The organism is Pseudomonas sp. GM_Psu_1, from assembly GCF_026544185.1.
Classification (GTDB): domain Bacteria; phylum Pseudomonadota; class Gammaproteobacteria; order Pseudomonadales; family Pseudomonadaceae; genus Chryseomonas; species Chryseomonas oryzihabitans.
This window is the reverse complement of record NZ_JALNUX010000003.1, coordinates 93,186-110,167: the sequence shown is the minus strand read 5'-3', so window position 1 is coordinate 110,167 and position 16,982 is coordinate 93,186. Positions and strand designations below refer to the sequence as shown.

The window sequence follows — 16,982 nt, the reverse complement described above, 5'->3', positions numbered from 1 at the left end:
CCCACCATGGCCCAGCCCTACCTGAGCATCGAGCACGTCGACAAGAGCTTCACCCGCAACGGCCTGACCTCCACGGTGCTGCGCGACGTCAATCTCAAGATCGAACGCGGCGAGTACATCTCCATCATCGGCCACTCCGGCTGCGGCAAGTCGACGGTGCTCAACATCGTCGCCGGCCTGATCGAACCCACCTCCGGCTCCATCCTGCTGGAGAACCGCGAGGTCCGCGGTCCTGGTCCGGAGCGCAGCCTGGTGTTCCAGAACCACTCGCTGCTGCCCTGGCTGACGGTCTACGAGAACGTCGCCCTGGCGGTGGACAAGGTGTTCCGGGGCGCCAAGAGCAAGGCCGAGCGCCATGCCTGGACGCTGCACAACCTGGAAATGGTCAACATGAGCCATGCCCTGCACAAAAGACCCAGCGAGATTTCCGGTGGCATGAAGCAGCGGGTCGGCATCGCCCGGGCCCTGGCCATGGAGCCCAAGGTGCTGCTGCTGGACGAGCCCTTCGGCGCCCTGGACGCCCTCACCCGGGCGCATCTGCAGGATGAGGTGATGCGCATCCAGAGCGAACTGCGCAACACCGTGATGATGATCACCCACGACGTGGACGAGGCGGTGCTGCTCTCGGATCGTATCGTCATGATGACCAACGGCCCGGCGGCCACCATTGGCGAGATCCTAACCATCGACCTGCCGCGGCCGCGCGATCGCATCACCCTGGTCGACGATCCCCGCTACAACGGCTATCGCCACGCGGTGCTGAGCTTCCTCTACGAGAAGCACAGCCACCCCGGTGCCGTAGCCTGATGATTCGCCCCGTTTCGAGGCAGCACGCCTCGAAACGGGGCGATTTTGCGGTCTCCCGCGCGCACAAACCCGGGATTTGTCTCGCTGGGGCAACTGGCACGAAGCCTGCAAATCCTCAGACAACTTAGGTCTTTCTTCAACGGCGAGGAAAGACCCTCCGGACAAAGGCGTCCCAGCTGCTTGCAGCGGGACGCCTTTTTTTTGCGTTACAGTCGCCACCCTGGATACGAGAGGTCACTACATGAGCGGGAAAGTCTGGTTGATCGGTGCCGGCCCCGGCGATCCCGAATTGCTGACCCTCAAGGCCGTGCGCGCCCTGGGTGAGGCCGAGGTGGTGATGATCGATGACCTGGTCAATCCGGCGGTGCTCGAACACTGTCCGAACGCCCGGGTGATCCGCGTCGGCAAGCGCGGCGGTTGCCGCTCCACGCCCCAGGCCTTCATCCATCGACTGATGCTGCGCTATGCCCGCCAGGGCCGTTGCGTGGCCCGGCTCAAAGGCGGCGATCCCTGCATCTTCGGTCGCGCCGGCGAGGAAGCCGAATGGCTGGCCGCCCGTGGCGTCAGCAGCGAGATCGTCAACGGCATCACCGCCGGCCTGGCTGGCGCCACCGCCTGCGGCATCTCCCTGACCCTGAGAGGCGTGGCCCGGGGCGTGACCCTGGTCACTGCCCACACCCAGGACGACAGCGCGCCCAACTGGCCGGCCCTGGCCGCCTCCGGCACCACCCTGGTGGTCTACATGGGCGTGGCGCGCCTGGCCGAGATCCAGCAGGGCCTGCTGGACGGCGGTCTGGCCCTGACCACCCCGGTGGCCATGATCGAGAACGCCTCCCTGCCCAGCCAGCGCGAGTGCCGCTCGACCCTGCAGGATCTGCAGGTGGACGCCGCCCTCTTCCAGCTGCGCAGCCCGGCGATCCTGGTGATCGGCGAGGTGGTCGGCCAGGCCGCCCTGCAACAGGCCCTGAGCTTCGCCGCCCAGGCCTGAGCGGCGAACTCCGGAGCCCAGCCGCCGTTCCTATGGGTAATCCCCCAGCAGAGCGGCGCCCATGGACCTCGTCATCGCTCGCCCGGACGGCCTCTACTGCCCGCCCGGCGACTTCTACATCGATCCCTGGCATCCGGTGGAACGTTCGGTCATCACCCATGGCCACGGTGACCATGCCCGGGTAGGCAACGGTCACTATCTCGCCACCTCGGCCAGTGCCGGCATCCTGCGCGCCCGGCTCGGTGCCGACATCAACCTCCAGACCCTGGAGTACGGCGAGGTCATCGACCACCACGGGGTCAGGCTGAGCTTCCATCCGGCCGGCCATGTGCTGGGGTCGGCCCAGGTGCGTCTGGAATACCGCGGCGAGGTCTGGGTCGCCTCGGGCGACTACAAGGTCGAACCCGATGGCACCTGCACCCCCTTCGAGCCGGTGCGCTGCCATACCTTCATCACCGAATCCACCTTTGGCCTGCCGATCTATCGCTGGCGACCCCAGGCCGAGATCTTCGCCGAGGTCAACCAATGGTGGCGCGCCAACCAGGCCCAGGGGCTGGCCAGCGTCCTCTACAGCTACGCCTTCGGCAAGGCGCAACGCCTGCTGCACGGCCTCGATCCGGAGATCGGCCCCATCCTGGCCCATGGCGCGGTGGAGCCGCTCAACCGGGTCTATCGCGAGGCCGGCATCCGCATTCCCGAGACCCACTACGCCGGCGACTTCAAGAAGAGCGATCCCGCGTTGCGTCAGGCGCTGATCATCGCCCCGCCCTCGGCCGGGGGCAGTACCTGGATCCGCCGCTTCGGCGAACACAGCGACGCCTTCGCCAGTGGCTGGATGATGCTGCGCGGCACCCGCCGCCGGCGCGGCGTGGATCGCGGCTTCGTGCTCTCCGACCACGCCGACTGGCCGGGCCTGCTGTGGGCCATCGATCAGACCGGCGCCGAGCGGGTGATGGTCACCCATGGCTCGGTCGCCACCCTGGTGCGCTACCTGCGCGACCAGGGGCTGGACGCCCAGGGCTTCACCACCGAATACGGTGAGGAAGACGACACCCCCGTCGCCGCGGAGGCCCAGGCATGAAGGCCTTCGCCGAACTCTACGGGCGTCTCGACGCCACCACCTCCAGCAATGCCAAGCTCGCGGCCTTGGTGGACTACTTCGGCAGCGCCCCGGCCGCGGATGCCGCCTGGGCGGTGTACTTCCTCGCCGGCGGCCGCCCCCGTCGGCTGGTGCCGACCCGGCAGCTGCGCGAATTGACCATGGCCCTCTCCGGCCTGCCCGAGTGGCTGTTCGAAGAGAGCTACCAGGCGGTGGGTGACCTGGCGGAGACCATGGCCCTGCTGATTCCCACCGCCGATGCCGCCAACGCCGAGGGCCTGGCCTTCTGGCTGGAGGAGTACCTGCTGCCCCTGCGCGGCCTGCCTCCGGAAGAGCTGGCCGAGCGCCTGCCGCCGCTCTGGGGCCAGCTGGATCGCCAGAGCCTGATGGTCTGCATCAAGCTGATCACCGGCGAATTCCGTGTCGGTGTCTCCAAGCTGCTGGTGACCCGTGCCCTGGCCACCTTGGCGGACCTGGATCCCAAGCGCGTCGCGCAGCGCCTGGTGGGCTATACCGATCTCTCCCACCGTCCCACCGCCGAGGGCTATGCCCGCCTGGTCGCCCCGGAAAGTCCGGACGAGCACGCCCAGCGCGGCGGCCAGCCCTATCCCTTCTTTCTCGCCCACGCCCTGCAACTGCCAGTGGAGCAGTTCGAGGCGCAACTGGGGCCGGCCGAGGACTGGCAGGTGGAATGGAAGTGGGATGGCATCCGCGCCCAGCTGGTCAAGCGCGACGGTCGGCTGTGGATCTGGTCGCGGGGCGAAGACCTGGTCACCGATCGCTTTCCGGAATTGCATCCTCTCGCGGAAGCGCTGCCCGATGGCACCGTGATCGACGGCGAGATCGTGGTCTGGAAGGAAGACGCCGCGCCCGACACCCTGCTCAGCAGCGAAGAGGTGAGCGAGCAGCAGGACGGCCGCGATCCGGCGGCACCCATCCCCTTCGGCGTGCAACCCTTCGCCCTGCTGCAGCAACGCATCGGCCGCAAGACCCTGGGCAAGAAGATTCTCGAAGACGTGCCGGTCATCCTGCTCGCCTACGACCTGCTGGAATGGCAGGGTCACGACCTGCGCAGCCAGCCGCAACGCCAGCGCCGCGCCGAGCTGGAGCAAGTGGTGGCCCGTTGCGCCAGCCCGCTGCTGAGACCCTCGCCACTGTTGCACGGGCGCGACTGGCAGGACCTCGCCCGCCAGCGCGAGGCCTCCCGCACCCTGGGCGTCGAAGGCATGATGCTCAAGGCCCAGGATTCGCTCTATGGCGTCGGTCGCACCAAGGACATGGGCACCTGGTGGAAGTGGAAGGTCGATCCCTTTTCGGTGGATGCGGTGCTCATCTATGCCCAGCGCGGCCACGGGCGACGCGCCAGTCTCTATTCCGACTACACCTTCGCCGTCTGGGACGGTCCGCCGGAGAGCAGCGAACGCACCCTGGTGCCCTTCGCCAAGGCCTATTCGGGTCTGACCGACGAAGAGATGCGCAAGGTCGACGCCATCGTCCGGCGCACCACGGTGGAGAAGTTCGGCCCGGTGCGCAGCGTCGAGCCGACCCTGGTGTTCGAACTGGGCTTCGAGGGCATCGCCCTGTCCAAGCGCCACAAGAGCGGCGTCGCGGTGCGCTTTCCGCGCATGCTGCGCTGGCGTCACGACAAGCCGGTGGCCGAAGCCGACACCCTAGACATCCTGCAGAATCTACTGGCCTAGCCCATGTCCGGTCAGACCGCGCCGCCGGTCGCCGATGGCGACATAGGGGCCCCGCGGGAACCGCGCTGGGCCCTGGCGTTGGCCTGCCTGCCGGCGTTGGCGATCATCCTGCTCGCCGGCGGCTGGACGGGTGCCTGGCTGCCCTGCGTGGTGGCCCTGGGCGGCGCCTATACCGTCGGCTTCGGCGCCTACAAGAGCTTTGCCGCCGAACCTCTGGCACCCATGCTGGTGGCGGCGCTGGGGATGGCCTTTTCCGCCGTGGTCGGCTCCCTGCTGGGTCATCAGCTGCCGGCGCTGGTCCTGGCCGGTGCCCTCTGGGCCGCCTGCTGTGCCTGGCTGTTCGCCGTTGGCAACGGTCCCTGGTGGATCACCCAGCAATGGACGGTGGCCCTGCTGGTGGCCGGCGGCTTTCCCGGTGACCTGCAGCAGGCGCTGCTGCGGGGCGGCCTGGTGCTGGGCGGCGGACTGCTGCAGCTGGTGCTCTTCGCCCTGGTGCAAAAGGCGCTCTACCGCTCCCAGTGGCGGCTGCGCACCGGCTCCCTGAAAGCCCACTTCCACGAGGTCGTGGTGCTGTTCGCGGACAGGTTTCGCCTCGGCCGCTACGGCTTCTATGCCGCCGCCGTGGTCGCTCTCTGCCAGACCCTGACCGGCCTGCTGGAGTACGGTCACGGCTACTGGGCGCCGATGACCGCACTGCTGGTGCTCAAGCCGCGCCTGGGCGACACCTGGCGGCGCGGCCTCGGCCGGTTGGGCGGCACCCTGGCCGGTTGCCTGCTGGCAGGCGCGGTGGTCTGGCTCGATGACACCCCCGTCGTCCTGGCCGGCGCCTGCCTGCTGTGTGCGGCAGGTGCCTATCTGCTGCAGGACGGGCGCTACTCGCTGCAGACGCTGTTCATCACCGGCACCACGGTACTGATGGTCGCCCTGGCCGGCGCGCCCGAAGCCAGCATCGCCCGCGAACGGATCGGCAGCACCCTGCTCGGCGGCGCGGTCGCCCTGCTCTTTCTGGCGCTGGAGGCCGGCGTCGAACAGGGACTCGCCCGCCTTCAGCGGCGACGTCGGTTGCGCCAGGCAAACACCAGCAACCCCAGCAAGGCGCCCAGGTAACTGCCATCGTGCATCCAGGCCGCCAGCAGGAAACCACGACGATCCTGCACGCAGGCCGGCACCCGCAGGACGCTGCCCAGCTCCAGGGCGAGCCAACCCAGGCCCAGGCCCAGCAGGGCGCAGCCCAGTGCGCCGAGCAGCACAGCCGCGCTGCCGCGCCAGAGATAGCGGTCACCGGCAGGCCGCCCGCGGGCGAGCCAGAGCAACGCCAGGCCCAGCGGCAGTCCGGCTACCGCGCCGGCCTGCAGGCCGACCCTGGCCGCTCGCCAATGAGGCGCCAGCGCCGTGTCGAGCAGGCCGAATTGCGGAAATTTCAGGCAGGTGAAGTAATCCGGACCCAGGCCATAGCTGACCTGATCATGCAGCGCCCCATAGAGGGCGGCCAGGGCGATCAGCGCCAGTAGCCTGCCCAGGCCTCGCGCCACCGGCTAGCCCAGGGCCTTGTGGTAGCTGTGCAGGCCTGTCCCCAGCGGTCGCGGCAGAAAGCCGCAGTGCTGGTACCCACAGCGTTCATAGAAGGCTGTGGCCTGGGCAGTACGCAGATAGGCCACCTGGGCCCCCAGGGCACGAGCTTCGACTTCCGCCTGCTGCAAGAGCTGCCGCCCTAATCCCCGCTGACGATGCCGCTCTTCGACCCAGAGCACCTCGATCTCCAGACCCTGCCAGAACACGCGACCCAAGAGGCCAGCAATGACCTTGGAATCCTCGACGACGACCAATCGGAGCGGGATATCGGCCGACTCGTCGGCCAACTGTGGATGCTGGTCGCTGACGAAAGCCTGAAAACCGCGGGCGACCGCCGTAGCCTGATCAACCGTCGCCACCTGGATATCGCCTGGTACCACAGCTTCTCCCTGAAAGGTCATCTCGCCTCGCTCCCGTTTCCTTTGCACACAGCCGCACGCCGCTATTGCTACCGAGCAGATACGATGTCTTATCGAATCGGGTCTTCTGCTACCTTTCTGCCCACCTTTGGCGCACGCGTGTCTTTTTAGACCCAAAGCAGTGCGTTCGTCCGCCACGGGCAGGAAAGCCGCGCCTTTCCGGTGCATAATGCGCGCCGCTTGGCTGGGTCGGCTGCTACAGGATGTAACCAACGCGGCAACCGCGTACAGATTTGGGACGATCTTCGCCGACTGGTAAGCTTATTGCTCCCGCGAGGGCACGGGCGTCGTACTGGCGCCATGATTTCATCCACATTCGCACTAGGATCCGACATGAAAAAAAGCTGGCTGACTCTCTCTGCGCTCGCCCTGTGTCTGGCCGCCGGTTCGGCGATGGCCAAGGAATGGAAAGAGATCCGCTTCGGTGTGGATACCACCTATCCGCCCTTCGAATCCCAGGCCGCCGATGGCAGCTTCGTCGGCTTCGACATCGAGCTGGGCAACGCCATCTGCGAGAAGCTGGAAGTGAAGTGCAAGTGGGTGGTGAGTGACTTCGACGGCCTGATCCCCGGCCTGCGCGCGCGCAAGTTCGACGGCATCCTGTCCTCGCTGACCAAGACCCCGGCGCGTGCCGAGCAGATCGACTTCTCCGACCTGCTGTGGTCGGGTCCCTCCTCCATGGTCACCAAGGAAGGCGCCAACCTGCAGGCCACCGCGGAAAGCCTGAAGGGCAAGACCGTCGGCGTGCAGCAGGGCACCATCCAGGAAACCTTCGCCAAGCAGAAGCTGGCGCCCAACGGCGTGAACGTCCAGAGCTACCAGAACCAGGATCAGGTCTATGCCGACCTGGTGTCCGGTCGTATCGACGTCGCCATGCAGGACATGCTGCAGGCCGAAGGTGGCTTCATGAAGTCGCCCCAGGGCAAGGGCTACACCAACACCGCCATCCACGACGAGCTGCTGCCGGCCGATACCGCCATCGGTATCCGCAAGGGCAACGACGAGTTCAAGACCTTCGTCAACAAGGGCATCGCGGCCATCCACGCCGACGGCACCTACGACAAGATCCAGAAGAAGTACTTCGGCGACCTGAACCTCTACGATCCCAAGTAAGGTCGGTTCGGCAGACGCCCCCGGTGCCACCGGGGGCGTTTTACGTATGACCGTTGGCGCTCGTGGCGCCCGCGGCCTCACCAGGCGATTCTCCCAAGACGCATGCAGCAGAATTCCTTCGACTCCTTCTTGCAGTCCATCGGACTGGGCACGCTCAGCCTGCATGGCTACGGCCCGCTGATCCTGGAAGGCACCCTGACGACCCTCAAGCTCGCCGGCTTCGCGCTGATCGTGGCGGTCATCCTCGGCCTGCTCGGCGCCTCGGCCAAGCTGTCGCGCCTCGCACCCCTGCGCTTCATCGCCCAGAGCTACACCACCCTGATCCGGGGCGTGCCCGATCTGGTGCTGATGCTGCTGATCTTCTACAGCCTGCAGAACTGGCTGGGCGCCCTCACCGACTACATGGGCTGGGACTACATCGACATCGATCCCATGGCCGCCGGTATCGCCACCCTCGGCTTCATCTATGGCGCCTACTTCACCGAGACCTTTCGCGGCGCCATCCTCGCGGTGCCGCGCGGCCAGGGCGAAGCGGCCCTGGCCTACGGCCTGACCCGCTGGCAGACCTTCACCCTGATCACCTTTCCGCAGATGATGAGATTCGCCCTGCCCGGCATCGGCAACAACTGGCAGGTGCTGCTCAAGGCCACCGCGCTGGTCTCCATCATCGGCCTGGCCGATCTGGTCCGCGCCTCCCAGGAGGCCGGCAAGGGCACCTTCAAGCTGTTCTACTTCCTGATCGTCGCCGGCGTCATCTATCTGCTCATCACCGCCGTGACCAACGCCATCCTCGGGGCGCTGGAACGGCGCTATCACGTCGGCGTGCGGGAGGCCAAGCGATGATCGAACTCCTGCAGCAATATTGGAAACCGCTGCTGTGGACCGACGGCTACCACATCACCGGCCTGGCCATGACCCTCTGGCTGCTGGTGGCCTCGGTGGTGATCGGCTTCATCGTCTCGGTGCCGCTGTCGGTGGCCCGGGTCTCGGAGCGCCGCTGGCTGCGCTGGCCGATCGGCTTCTACACCTACGTCTTTCGCGGCACCCCGCTCTATCTGCAGCTGCTGATCTGCTACACCGGCATCTACAGCCTGGGCTTCGTGCGCGACCAGCCGATGCTGGGCAGCTTCTTCCGCGACGGTCTGAACTGCACCATCCTGGCCTTCGCCCTGAACACCTGCGCCTACACCACCGAGATCTTCGCCGGGGCCATCCGCAACACACCCCATGGCGAGGTCGAGGCGGCCAAGGCATATGGGCTGGACGGCTGGCGCCTCTATGTGCACGTGATCCTGCCCTCGGCGCTGCGCCGCTCGCTGCCGTTCTACAGCAACGAGGTCATCATGATGCTGCACTCCACCACCCTGGCCTTCACCGCCACGGTGCCGGACCTGCTCAAGATCGCCCGCGATGCCAACACCGCCACCTTCCTGACCTTCCAGGCCTTCGGCCTGGCCGCGTTGCTGTACCTGGCGGTGTCCTTCATCCTGATCGGCCTGTTCCGCCTGGCGGAGCGCCGCTGGCTGGCCTTCCTCGGCCCGACCCACTGACCCAAGCGGCCGCGCCCGGCGCGGCCCCGGAGTTGTCATGCGCCATCTCACCCATCCGCTGGTCGCCCCGGTCCCGGGCACCGAGCGCTGCATCCACAGCTTCCACTTCGGCCCCGCCGACAGCGGTCGCAAGGTCTATATCCAGGCCTCGCTGCATGCCGATGAATTGCCCGGCATGCTCACCGCCTGGCACCTCAAGCAGCGCCTCAAGGCGCTGGAAGCCGCCGGTGAACTGCTGGCGGAAGTGGTGCTGGTGCCGGTAGCCAATCCCATCGGCCAGGACCAGCAGGTCGCCGACGTCCACCTCGGTCGCTACGAGCTGGAGACGGGGCAGAACTTCAATCGCCGCTTCCGCGACATGACCGCCCAGGTGGAGGCCGTCATCGCCGAGCGCCTCGGCGATGACGTGGCCGCCAACCAGGCCCTGGTGCGCGAGGTCTTCCGCACGGCCCTGGCCGCGGAATCCGCCACCACCCAGCTCGACAGTCAGCGCCTGACCCTGCAGCGCCTCGCCTGCGACGCCGAGGTGGTGCTCGACCTGCACTGCGATTTCGACGCCGTGGCCCACCTCTACACCACGCCGGAAGCCTGGCCCCAGGTCGAACCGCTGGCGCGCTACTTCGGTTCCGAAGCCAGCCTGCTCGCCACCGATTCGGGCGGCCAGTCCTTCGATGAATGCTTCACCCTGCTCTGGTGGAATCTCAACCAGCGCTTTGGCGAGCGCCTGCCCCTGGGCAGCCTGTCGGTGACCCTGGAGCTGCGCGGCCAGCTGGACGTGCGTGATGATCTCGCCGCCGCGGATGCCGAGGCCATCGTCAACTACCTGCGCAACCAGGGCTTCCTGAGCGGCACCGCCGCCCCGCTGCCACCGCTCCTGCAACCGGCCACGCCGCTGGCGGCCGTGGAGCCGGTGGCGACCACCCAGGGCGGTGTGCTGGTGCTCAAGGCCCAGGTGGGCGAGCGCATCGCGGTCGGCCAGGTGCTGGCGCACGTCATAGATCCGATCAGCGATCGCGTCGAAGAGGTGCGCAGCGCGGTCGCCGGCATCCTCTATGCGCGCTCCAATCGCCGCATGGCCACCGCCGGCATGGTGATCGCCCATGTGGCGGGCACCGAGGCCTATCGCAGCGGCTACCTGCTCTCGCCGTGATCCCTACCCCTTTTCTGCTGTGGAATCCCTATCCATGTACAAACTGACCGTCGAAGGCCTGCACAAGCGTTACGGCGACCATGAAGTGCTCAAGGGCGTGTCGCTCAAGGCCAAGACCGGCGATGTGGTCAGCCTGATCGGCGCCAGTGGCTCGGGCAAGAGCACCTTTCTGCGCTGCATCAACTTCCTCGAGCAGCCCAACGCCGTGACCATGACCCTGGACGGCGAGACCGTTCGCATGGCCGATGATCGCGGCGCCGTCCGGGTGGCCGATGCGGCCCAGCTGCAGAATCTGCGCACCCGCCTGGCCATGGTCTTCCAGCACTTCAATCTCTGGAGTCACCTGAGCGTGCTGGACAACATCACCCTGGCGCCGCGCAAGGCCCTGGGCGTGAGCAAGGCGGAAGCCGAAGACCGCGCACGCAAGTACCTGGACAAGGTCGGCCTGCCCGCCCGAGTCGCCGAACAGTACCCCGCCTTCCTGTCCGGCGGTCAGCAGCAACGGGTCGCCATCGCCCGTGCGCTGGCGATGGAACCGGAGATCATGCTTTTCGACGAGCCCACCTCGGCCCTGGACCCGGAGCTGGTCGGCGAGGTGCTCAAGGTGATCCGCGCCCTGGCGGAAGAAGGTCGTACCATGCTCATGGTGACCCACGAGATGGCCTTCGCCCGCGAGGTGTCTTCCCAGGTGCTGTTCCTGCACCAGGGGGTGGTGGAGGAAGAAGGTCCGCCGAGCGAAGTGCTGGTCAGTCCGCGGAGCGAACGCCTGCGCCAGTTTCTCAGCGGCAATCTGAAGTAAGCCCGGGTCCCCGGCCGGGGACCCTACGCGAACCCGGCGGCGCCCGCCGCTCGGATTCGCATCAGCGCGTTCAGCGGCGCTGCTGCTGACGACGACGCTGGGCAGCCAGTTGCTCGCGCTCGCGACTGGGAATCGGGATGGCCTTGACCAGACCGAGTCGGGCGAGCAGGTCCAGCATCAGAGCTTGTATACGGTCGTTCATGAAAACTCCTCGAGCCAGCGCTCAGTCAGGGACAGCCATGGCGGGCAGCGCGTGCTGCCCTCCTCCACAATATTGAGCCTTTCCCTGTCGATTCAATCCACTGGCGTGCGGTTGTTCGTCGCAACAGGGCTGCGCTTTGTCAAAAAGTGTGTCTTTTACTGGACGGCAGTGGCCTCGTGGATGCTCGCTCGCAGAGCAGTCGGTTGCCGATTGTTATCGGAACCCATATCAAATTCGAAGGTCTGGAGCCTAACGACGAGTTCAATTCTCGATCTGAAAACTGACGAATGGCGAAAAAATGCCCTCTTCGTTGGTTATCATCGAGGGACGATAACGGGTTAGCCGCGGTTTCTCATCCAATAACAACGATGTCATCAGGGTGTTCGCACCTCGATGTTCTCCCTGCTTGTTGTTATCCCCATCACATCCTTTCTCAAGTTAGCGTGACCGGCACGGCAGGAGTGCTCCCATGACCAGATCCTTACCTCTCTTCCTCGTTTTAGGGCTGCTGGCCAGTCCGGCGCTGGCGGCCAGCTGGGGCATGCAGCGCGAGGTAGGGGATTTCGATCTGAAGATGGGCACGGCGCCGTCACGCAGCATGGCCCAGGGACTGGTCGCACCGAACTCCGCCGGCATGGGCGGTGGCTTCGATCTCACCCACGACAGCGGGCTGTACTTTGGCCAGTGGACGACCAACAACGCCTCGTCCGCGGAAGCGCCGCTGCTGGAGATGGACACCTACGCCGGCTACAAGCACCGCTTCGCCCCAGGTTATGGCTACGAACTGGGCGTGATCAACTACAGCAACCTGATCCAGAACGTCGATCCCAGTCGCGAGCTGTATTCCGGGATGACCGTCTATGGCAAGCGCCTGGGCGCCGCCTTCGCCAATGACCCGGGGCGCCACAATGCCTCGGTCTATGCCGACCTGGGGACCCTGCCGCTGATCAAGACCGGTGTCTCGCTCAAGTACACCAACTATGTGCTGGACGTACCCACGACCCTCGACAGCGGCGGCATGGTGCGCAGCTTCAACGACTGGTCGGTGAATCTGAGTCGCAAGTGGGTGAATACCCTGTTCAACCTGACCTACAGCGGCACCAGCCTGAGAGGCGCCGACTGCTCGGTGTATTCGGGCCACAACACCTACTGCGACAGCGCCCTGATGCTCAAGGCCTCGCACCCCTTCTTCTAGTCGTTACTGCCGCAGCAGGCTGCGCCCGATGCCGACCTGGGGCCGTTCCCGTCCCAGTTGCTGCAGCGCCTGCCGCGCCCGCACCTGCTCTCCTGCGTCCAGCTCCACCAGCCAGTTGACCCTGGTTCCCACCCGCGTGGCGATCGGCACTCCGTCGCGATAGAGCAGGCGATTGCCGGCCACGGCAGGCACCTTGGCCCCGGGCAGCAGGGTGCCGACCAGATTGAGCGGATCCAGCGCCGAGACGCACACCCAGAGATCTTCCGCCGGACGCTGGCGCCACTCACGCAGGGGTGCGATGGCCGCCGGATCGGCGAATTGCTCGCCGGACAGACCGGCGATGAAGCGCCCGCCGCGGATTTCGCCGCGGGCTTCCAGGCGATGGCAGGCACGCAGGAGATCGCGCCAGGGCGGCAGGACTGCGCTTTCGCGCTGCAGTAGCTGCCAGCAGAGCACGCCATAGCGACGCAGCAGCAGCCCGACCAGCCGCTCCAGCAGCGCATCCGGCAGCCGCGCCTCGTCCGACGCCTCGGCGGGCCGCAAGGCGACCCAGCGACCGGCATCCTCCATCCCGCCATAGAGCGCCATGCGCCCGCGCCGCGAACCGCTGCGACCGCTGCCGCGCTTGGCCGCCGGCTGCAGCAGGGCGCGCAGGCCGGCGAAGCTGTCGGCGTTTACCACACCGGCCCCTACCAGCTCGCCCAGGGCCGTCTCCAGCTCGCTGCGCAGCAGGCGCGCCTCGCCGAGCAATTCATCGAAAAAGGAGGCGCCGCGGTGGGTCAGCACCTCCAGCACCCGTTGCGCCTTGGGTGACAGCACTTCGCTGCCGGCGGGCTCGGTCAGGCTGTTCCAGTCGGCCAGGTGGCGGCGCGGCAGCAGGACGATGGGCGAACCCTTGACCGGTCCGCCGCCTCCGCGCCCCGCCTGGGGCAGGCGCAACCAGACCACGCGACCGGCGCGGCAGAGGTCATCGAGGTAGGTGAACTGATAGCTCGGCAGGCGACTGGGCAGGATCTCGCCTTCCCAGCCGGCGGCGGCGACCTCGAAGCCTTCCAGCAGGCCGATCACCTGCTCCAGGCCCTCATTGCCTCTCAGGATCGCCGGACCGGTCAGATGCTGGTGCTCCAGCAGAAATCTCAGGTAATCGGCCAGGGCCACCGGCTCAATGGCCTTGCGCAACCGCCCCAGGGTATAGCGATGGATCCGCGCCAGCAGGTGGCGCTCGCACCATTCCCCGGCGCTGTCCGCCGCTGTGAAGCGTCCCTGCAGGACATAGCCTTCACCCTGCAGGGCCAGCAGCGCCGGTGTGAGCTGGGCCGACGGCAACCCGAGACTGGCGGCCAGTCCATCCTGGTCTACCGGACCCAGGGCGGTGAGGCGCGCGCGCAGCAGCTCCACCAAGGCCGCCTCGGCATCCGCGGGCGCTGCGAAACCCGGCGGCGCCTCGAGCGCCGGCTCGGTGGCGACGCCGGGAAACAGCGCCTGGAACAAGGGCAGTCGCTCGGCCGCGATCCACAGGGTCGCCGCCGGCAGCCGCAGCCGCCCTGCCCGCCCGGCCTTGACCAGCTGGCGCGCCTGGGTCTGCTGCGGTGCGACTTCAGCTTCGGTGAGAAAGCCGATGCCCAGCAGGGCTTCGTGCAGGTCATCGGCGCTTTCCAGCCGCGGCCAGGCTTCCTCCCGCACCAGGGCGATGGCCGCCGGATCCAGGGCGCCCAGTTCGTCGGGATCGGCACCGCCGAAGCGGCGATTCTGCACCGCCAGGGTCCGCCGCTCCTCGACGGGCGCGTCGTCCAGATAGGCATAGGGCTTGGCCGTGAGCACCTCGGCGGCTAGCGGCGAAGGTCCGGGCAGGTCGCGGGTCAGCAGGGTCAGTTGGCCCGCCGTGATGCGTCCCAGTAGGGCCAGCCAACCGCGGCTGTCGAGGGATTCGTGCAGGCAATCATCAAGGGTCTGGCGGACCAGCGGGTGCTCCGGCACCTGGCGCTCGCCGGCGAGATTTTCCAGGCAGGCCGCCTGATCGGGAAAGACCGTGGCCAGGAGGTCTTCGCTGCGCATGCGCTGCACCTGGGTCGCCACCTTGCGCCCGGCGCTGAAGCGCGGCAGCGCCAGGGCCGTGGTGGCGTTCCAGCGCCAGCGCACCGCGAACAGCGGGGCGTCGAGCAGCGCCTGGATCAGCACGGTCTCGGCGGTGGCCGGATGCAGATAGCGCCAGACCTCATCGAGCACGAAGCTGTGGCTGGTGGCCAGCGAGAGGATCAGGGCGTTCTCGGTCGCCGCCGCCTGCAGCTCGACATTGAAAGTGCGGCAGAATCTCTTGCGCAGGGCCAGGCCCCAGGCACGGTTGATGCGGCTGCCAAAGGGCGCATGAATGATCAGCTGCATGCCGCCGGCCTGGTCGAAGAATCTTTCCATCACCAGGGTCTGCTGGGTCGGCAAGGCGCCTAGCGCCTGGCGCGTCCGACCGAGATAGTCCACCAGCTGGCGCGCTGCGTCCTCGGCCAGCGCATAGGCCGCGCCGATGCGGGCGATGGCCGGTTCGGGCGGCTCGTCGGCGCCGGGCAGCAGGGGTTCGAGTTCCGCGCGCAGCCGCGCCAGACCCGCCGACAGCTCATCGCTGCGCCCCGGCGCCTCGCCGTGCCAGAAGGGAATGTTGGGCGGCTGGCCCTTGGCATCCTCCACCCGCACCTTGCTGCCTTCGATCTTGACGATGCGGTAGGCGGTGTTGCCCAGCTGGAAGACGTCGCCCACCAGGCTTTCGAAGGCGAAATCCTCGTTGACGCTACCGACGGTATGGCCCTGGGGTTCGAGCAGCACGCTGAAATCGCCGCTTTCCGGGATGGTGCCGCCGCTCATCACGGCGGTCGCCTTGCCGCCCCGACGGCCGCGCAGGAGTCCGTTGACCGCATCCCGATGGACATAGGCGGCGCGCGGACCGCGGCGATCCGTATAGCCCTGGCTGAGCATCTCCACCACGGCCCGGTAGTCGGCCTCGCTCAGCGCGGCATAGGGTTCGGCCTGGCGCAGCACGGCCAGCAGGCACTCTTCCGACCACTCCTGGCAGGCGACCTCGGCCACCAGTTGCTGGGCCAGGACGTCCAGCGGCGCCACGGGGATGTGCAGGGTATCCAGCTCGCCCCGGCGCACGCAGTCGAGCAGCGCCACGCACTCCACCAAGTCGTCGCGCGAAGTGGGAAACAGCCGTCCCTTGGGTAGCCCGCCGACCTGGTGATTGGCGCGGCCCACCCGTTGCAGGAAGGCGGCGATGGAACCCGGCGAGCCGATCTGGCAGACCAGATCGACCTCGCCGATGTCGATGCCCAGCTCCAGGGAAGCGGTCGCCAGCAGCAACCGCAACTCGCCGCGCTTGAGGCGCTGCTCGGCGTCCAGTCGCTGCTCCCTGGCCAGGCTGCCGTGGTGGGCGGCGACCTGGGCATTGCCGAGGCGATCCGAGAGCTGGCGCGCCATGCGCTCGGCCAGCCGGCGGGTGTTGACGAACACCAGAGTGGTGCGGTGCGCCTCGGCCAGTTCGGCCAGGCGGTCGTAGATCAGCTCCCAGGCCTGGGTGGACAGCAGCGCCTCCAGGGGAATGGGCGGCACCTCCAGCGCCAGGTCGCGGGCGCGCTGGTGGCCGATGTCGATGACGGTGCAGGGCCTGGGCTGCCCCTGGGCGTCGCGGCCGACCAGAAAGGCGGCCACGGCGGCCAGCGGTTTCTGGGTGGCGGACAGGCCGATGCGCTGCAGCGGATGGCCCGTGAGGGCCTCCAGACGCGCCAGACTAAGGGTCAGGTGGCTACCGCGCTTGCCATCGGCGATGGCATGGATCTCGTCGACGATGACGCCGCGCACGCTGGCCAGCATCCGTCGCCCGGAATCCGAACCCAGCAGCACATAGAGGGATTCGGGGGTGGTGACCAGCAGGTGCGGCGGTCGCCGGCGCATGGCGGCCCGCTCCTTCTGCGGGGTATCGCCGGTGCGTACCGCCGTGCGCAAGGCCAGCGGCGGCAACCCCCGCGCCTCCAGCGCCGCGCCGATGCCGGCCAGGGGTTCTTCGAGATTGAGGCGGATGTCGTTGGACAGGGCCTTGAGCGGCGACACATAGATCCAGAGGCAGGCCTCGGGCAGGCCACCCTCCTGCAACGCTTCCTGCACCAGGCCATCGAGTACGGCGAAGAAGGCGGTCAGCGTCTTGCCCGACCCGGTGGGCGCCGCCACCAGCACCGATTCACCGGCGCGAATGGCCGGCCAGGCCTTGAGCTGCGCCTCGGTCGGGGCGGGAAAGCGCGTCGTGAACCAGCTGCGCGGCGCGTCGTGAAAGTCCGCCAGGACGGCGGCAGGCGAATTCGAGGTCATGCGCCCAATATGGGAGGGGCCATCCGGGGCCACAACCC

At 67.5% G+C, this 16,982-nt stretch carries 15 protein-coding genes; 11 read left to right on the top strand and 4 right to left on the bottom strand.

Going from position 1 to position 16,982, the window contains the following annotated elements:
* The first annotated feature begins 6 nt into the window (after positions 1-6).
* The 5 genes from OXS31_RS05635 to OXS31_RS05615 all read left to right on the top strand — a co-directional run bounded on the left by OXS31_RS05635 (position 7) and on the right by OXS31_RS05615 (position 5,701).
* On the top strand, positions 7-807 hold the full coding sequence (locus tag OXS31_RS05635) for an ABC transporter ATP-binding protein (RefSeq protein WP_017642296.1): 801 nt from the start codon (positions 7-9) through the stop codon (positions 805-807).
* Positions 808-1,048: 241 nt separating this feature from the next.
* Complete coding sequence (cobA, locus tag OXS31_RS05630; RefSeq protein ID WP_042133466.1) at positions 1,049-1,795, top strand: uroporphyrinogen-III C-methyltransferase; 747 nt, start codon at positions 1,049-1,051, stop codon at positions 1,793-1,795.
* Between the two features lie 61 nt (positions 1,796-1,856).
* Positions 1,857-2,876 carry a ligase-associated DNA damage response exonuclease gene (locus OXS31_RS05625; protein WP_267398284.1) on the top strand — a complete coding sequence of 340 codons (1,020 nt, stop codon included), beginning with the start codon at positions 1,857-1,859 and terminating at the stop codon, positions 2,874-2,876.
* A complete protein-coding gene (locus tag OXS31_RS05620) occupies positions 2,873-4,594 on the top strand; it encodes an ATP-dependent DNA ligase (protein ID WP_027601923.1) in 1,722 nt (573 codons plus the stop codon). The genes OXS31_RS05625 and OXS31_RS05620 overlap by 4 nt, the downstream gene beginning before the upstream one ends.
* A 3-nt stretch (positions 4,595-4,597) precedes the next feature.
* Positions 4,598-5,701, top strand: coding sequence for an FUSC family protein (locus tag OXS31_RS05615; RefSeq protein WP_144959204.1), 1,104 nt, complete (start codon positions 4,598-4,600; stop codon positions 5,699-5,701).
* Here OXS31_RS05615 and OXS31_RS05610 read toward each other — a convergent pair.
* Complete coding sequence (locus OXS31_RS05610) at positions 5,641-6,126, bottom strand: hypothetical protein (protein ID WP_074583089.1); 486 nt, start codon at positions 6,124-6,126, stop codon at positions 5,641-5,643. The two genes, OXS31_RS05615 and OXS31_RS05610, sit on opposite strands and share 61 nt — an antisense overlap.
* 3 nt (positions 6,127-6,129) lie before the next feature.
* Entirely contained in the window at positions 6,130-6,567 is a 438-nt protein-coding gene (locus OXS31_RS05605) for a GNAT family N-acetyltransferase (protein ID WP_186380367.1), read from the bottom strand.
* A 351-nt stretch (positions 6,568-6,918) separates the two neighbouring features.
* Between OXS31_RS05605 and OXS31_RS05600 the strand changes: the two genes are divergently transcribed.
* The 5 genes from OXS31_RS05600 (at position 6,919) to OXS31_RS05580 (ending at position 11,197) form a co-directional block, all read left to right on the top strand.
* Entirely contained in the window at positions 6,919-7,698 is a 780-nt protein-coding gene (locus OXS31_RS05600) for a transporter substrate-binding domain-containing protein (RefSeq protein WP_007158910.1), read from the top strand.
* A 102-nt stretch (positions 7,699-7,800) separates the two neighbouring features.
* A complete protein-coding gene (locus OXS31_RS05595) occupies positions 7,801-8,541 on the top strand; it encodes an ABC transporter permease (protein ID WP_007158911.1) in 741 nt (246 codons plus the stop codon).
* On the top strand, positions 8,538-9,248 hold the full coding sequence (locus OXS31_RS05590) for an ABC transporter permease (protein ID WP_007158912.1): 711 nt from the start codon (positions 8,538-8,540) through the stop codon (positions 9,246-9,248). The genes OXS31_RS05595 and OXS31_RS05590 overlap by 4 nt, the downstream gene beginning before the upstream one ends.
* 37 nt (positions 9,249-9,285) lie before the next feature.
* Positions 9,286-10,398, top strand: a complete 1,113-nt coding sequence (locus tag OXS31_RS05585; RefSeq protein WP_267398280.1) for a succinylglutamate desuccinylase/aspartoacylase family protein — start codon at positions 9,286-9,288, stop codon at positions 10,396-10,398.
* Positions 10,399-10,432: 34 nt separating this feature from the next.
* Entirely contained in the window at positions 10,433-11,197 is a 765-nt protein-coding gene (locus tag OXS31_RS05580) for an ATP-binding cassette domain-containing protein (RefSeq protein ID WP_007158914.1), read from the top strand.
* 70 nt (positions 11,198-11,267) lie between these two features.
* On the opposite strand, the gene OXS31_RS05575 is transcribed toward OXS31_RS05580, so the two are convergent.
* Positions 11,268-11,399 carry a hypothetical protein gene (locus OXS31_RS05575; protein WP_007158915.1) on the bottom strand — a complete coding sequence of 44 codons (132 nt, stop codon included), beginning with the start codon at positions 11,397-11,399 and terminating at the stop codon, positions 11,268-11,270.
* Between the two features lie 469 nt (positions 11,400-11,868).
* Here OXS31_RS05575 and OXS31_RS05570 point away from each other — a divergent pair, with 469 nt between their 5' ends.
* Positions 11,869-12,594 (top strand): TorF family putative porin, encoded by a 726-nt coding sequence (locus tag OXS31_RS05570; protein WP_027599811.1) that lies wholly within the window; start codon positions 11,869-11,871, stop codon positions 12,592-12,594.
* A gap of 3 nt (positions 12,595-12,597) precedes the next feature.
* Here OXS31_RS05570 and OXS31_RS05565 read toward each other — a convergent pair whose 3' ends face one another.
* The gene (locus OXS31_RS05565) at positions 12,598-16,944 is read right to left on the bottom strand and encodes a DEAD/DEAH box helicase (RefSeq protein WP_267398278.1); all 4,347 of its coding nucleotides are present in this window, start codon (positions 16,942-16,944) and stop codon (positions 12,598-12,600) included.
* Between the last annotated feature and the right edge of the window lie 38 nt (positions 16,945-16,982).

Excerpts from the sequence above, each read along its gene's own strand:
- cobA (WP_042133466.1), top strand. The coding sequence starts at position 1,049 with ATGAGCGGGAAAGTCTGGTTGATCGGTGCCGGCCCCGGCGATCCCGAA.
- OXS31_RS05595 (WP_007158911.1), top strand. The coding sequence starts at position 7,801 with ATGCAGCAGAATTCCTTCGACTCCTTCTTGCAGTCCATCGGACTGGGC.
- OXS31_RS05625 (WP_267398284.1), top strand. The coding sequence starts at position 1,857 with ATGGACCTCGTCATCGCTCGCCCGGACGGCCTCTACTGCCCGCCCGGC.
- OXS31_RS05615 (WP_144959204.1), top strand. The coding sequence starts at position 4,598 with ATGTCCGGTCAGACCGCGCCGCCGGTCGCCGATGGCGACATAGGGGCC.
- OXS31_RS05600 (WP_007158910.1), top strand. The coding sequence starts at position 6,919 with ATGAAAAAAAGCTGGCTGACTCTCTCTGCGCTCGCCCTGTGTCTGGCC.
- OXS31_RS05570 (WP_027599811.1), top strand. The coding sequence starts at position 11,869 with ATGACCAGATCCTTACCTCTCTTCCTCGTTTTAGGGCTGCTGGCCAGT.
- OXS31_RS05620 (WP_027601923.1), top strand. The coding sequence starts at position 2,873 with ATGAAGGCCTTCGCCGAACTCTACGGGCGTCTCGACGCCACCACCTCC.
- OXS31_RS05580 (WP_007158914.1), top strand. The coding sequence starts at position 10,433 with ATGTACAAACTGACCGTCGAAGGCCTGCACAAGCGTTACGGCGACCAT.
- OXS31_RS05575 (WP_007158915.1), bottom strand. The coding sequence starts at position 11,399 with ATGAACGACCGTATACAAGCTCTGATGCTGGACCTGCTCGCCCGACTC.
- OXS31_RS05635 (WP_017642296.1), top strand. The coding sequence starts at position 7 with ATGGCCCAGCCCTACCTGAGCATCGAGCACGTCGACAAGAGCTTCACC.
- OXS31_RS05585 (WP_267398280.1), top strand. The coding sequence starts at position 9,286 with ATGCGCCATCTCACCCATCCGCTGGTCGCCCCGGTCCCGGGCACCGAG.
- OXS31_RS05565 (WP_267398278.1), bottom strand. The coding sequence starts at position 16,944 with ATGACCTCGAATTCGCCTGCCGCCGTCCTGGCGGACTTTCACGACGCG.
- OXS31_RS05590 (WP_007158912.1), top strand. The coding sequence starts at position 8,538 with ATGATCGAACTCCTGCAGCAATATTGGAAACCGCTGCTGTGGACCGAC.
- OXS31_RS05605 (WP_186380367.1), bottom strand. The coding sequence starts at position 6,567 with ATGACCTTTCAGGGAGAAGCTGTGGTACCAGGCGATATCCAGGTGGCG.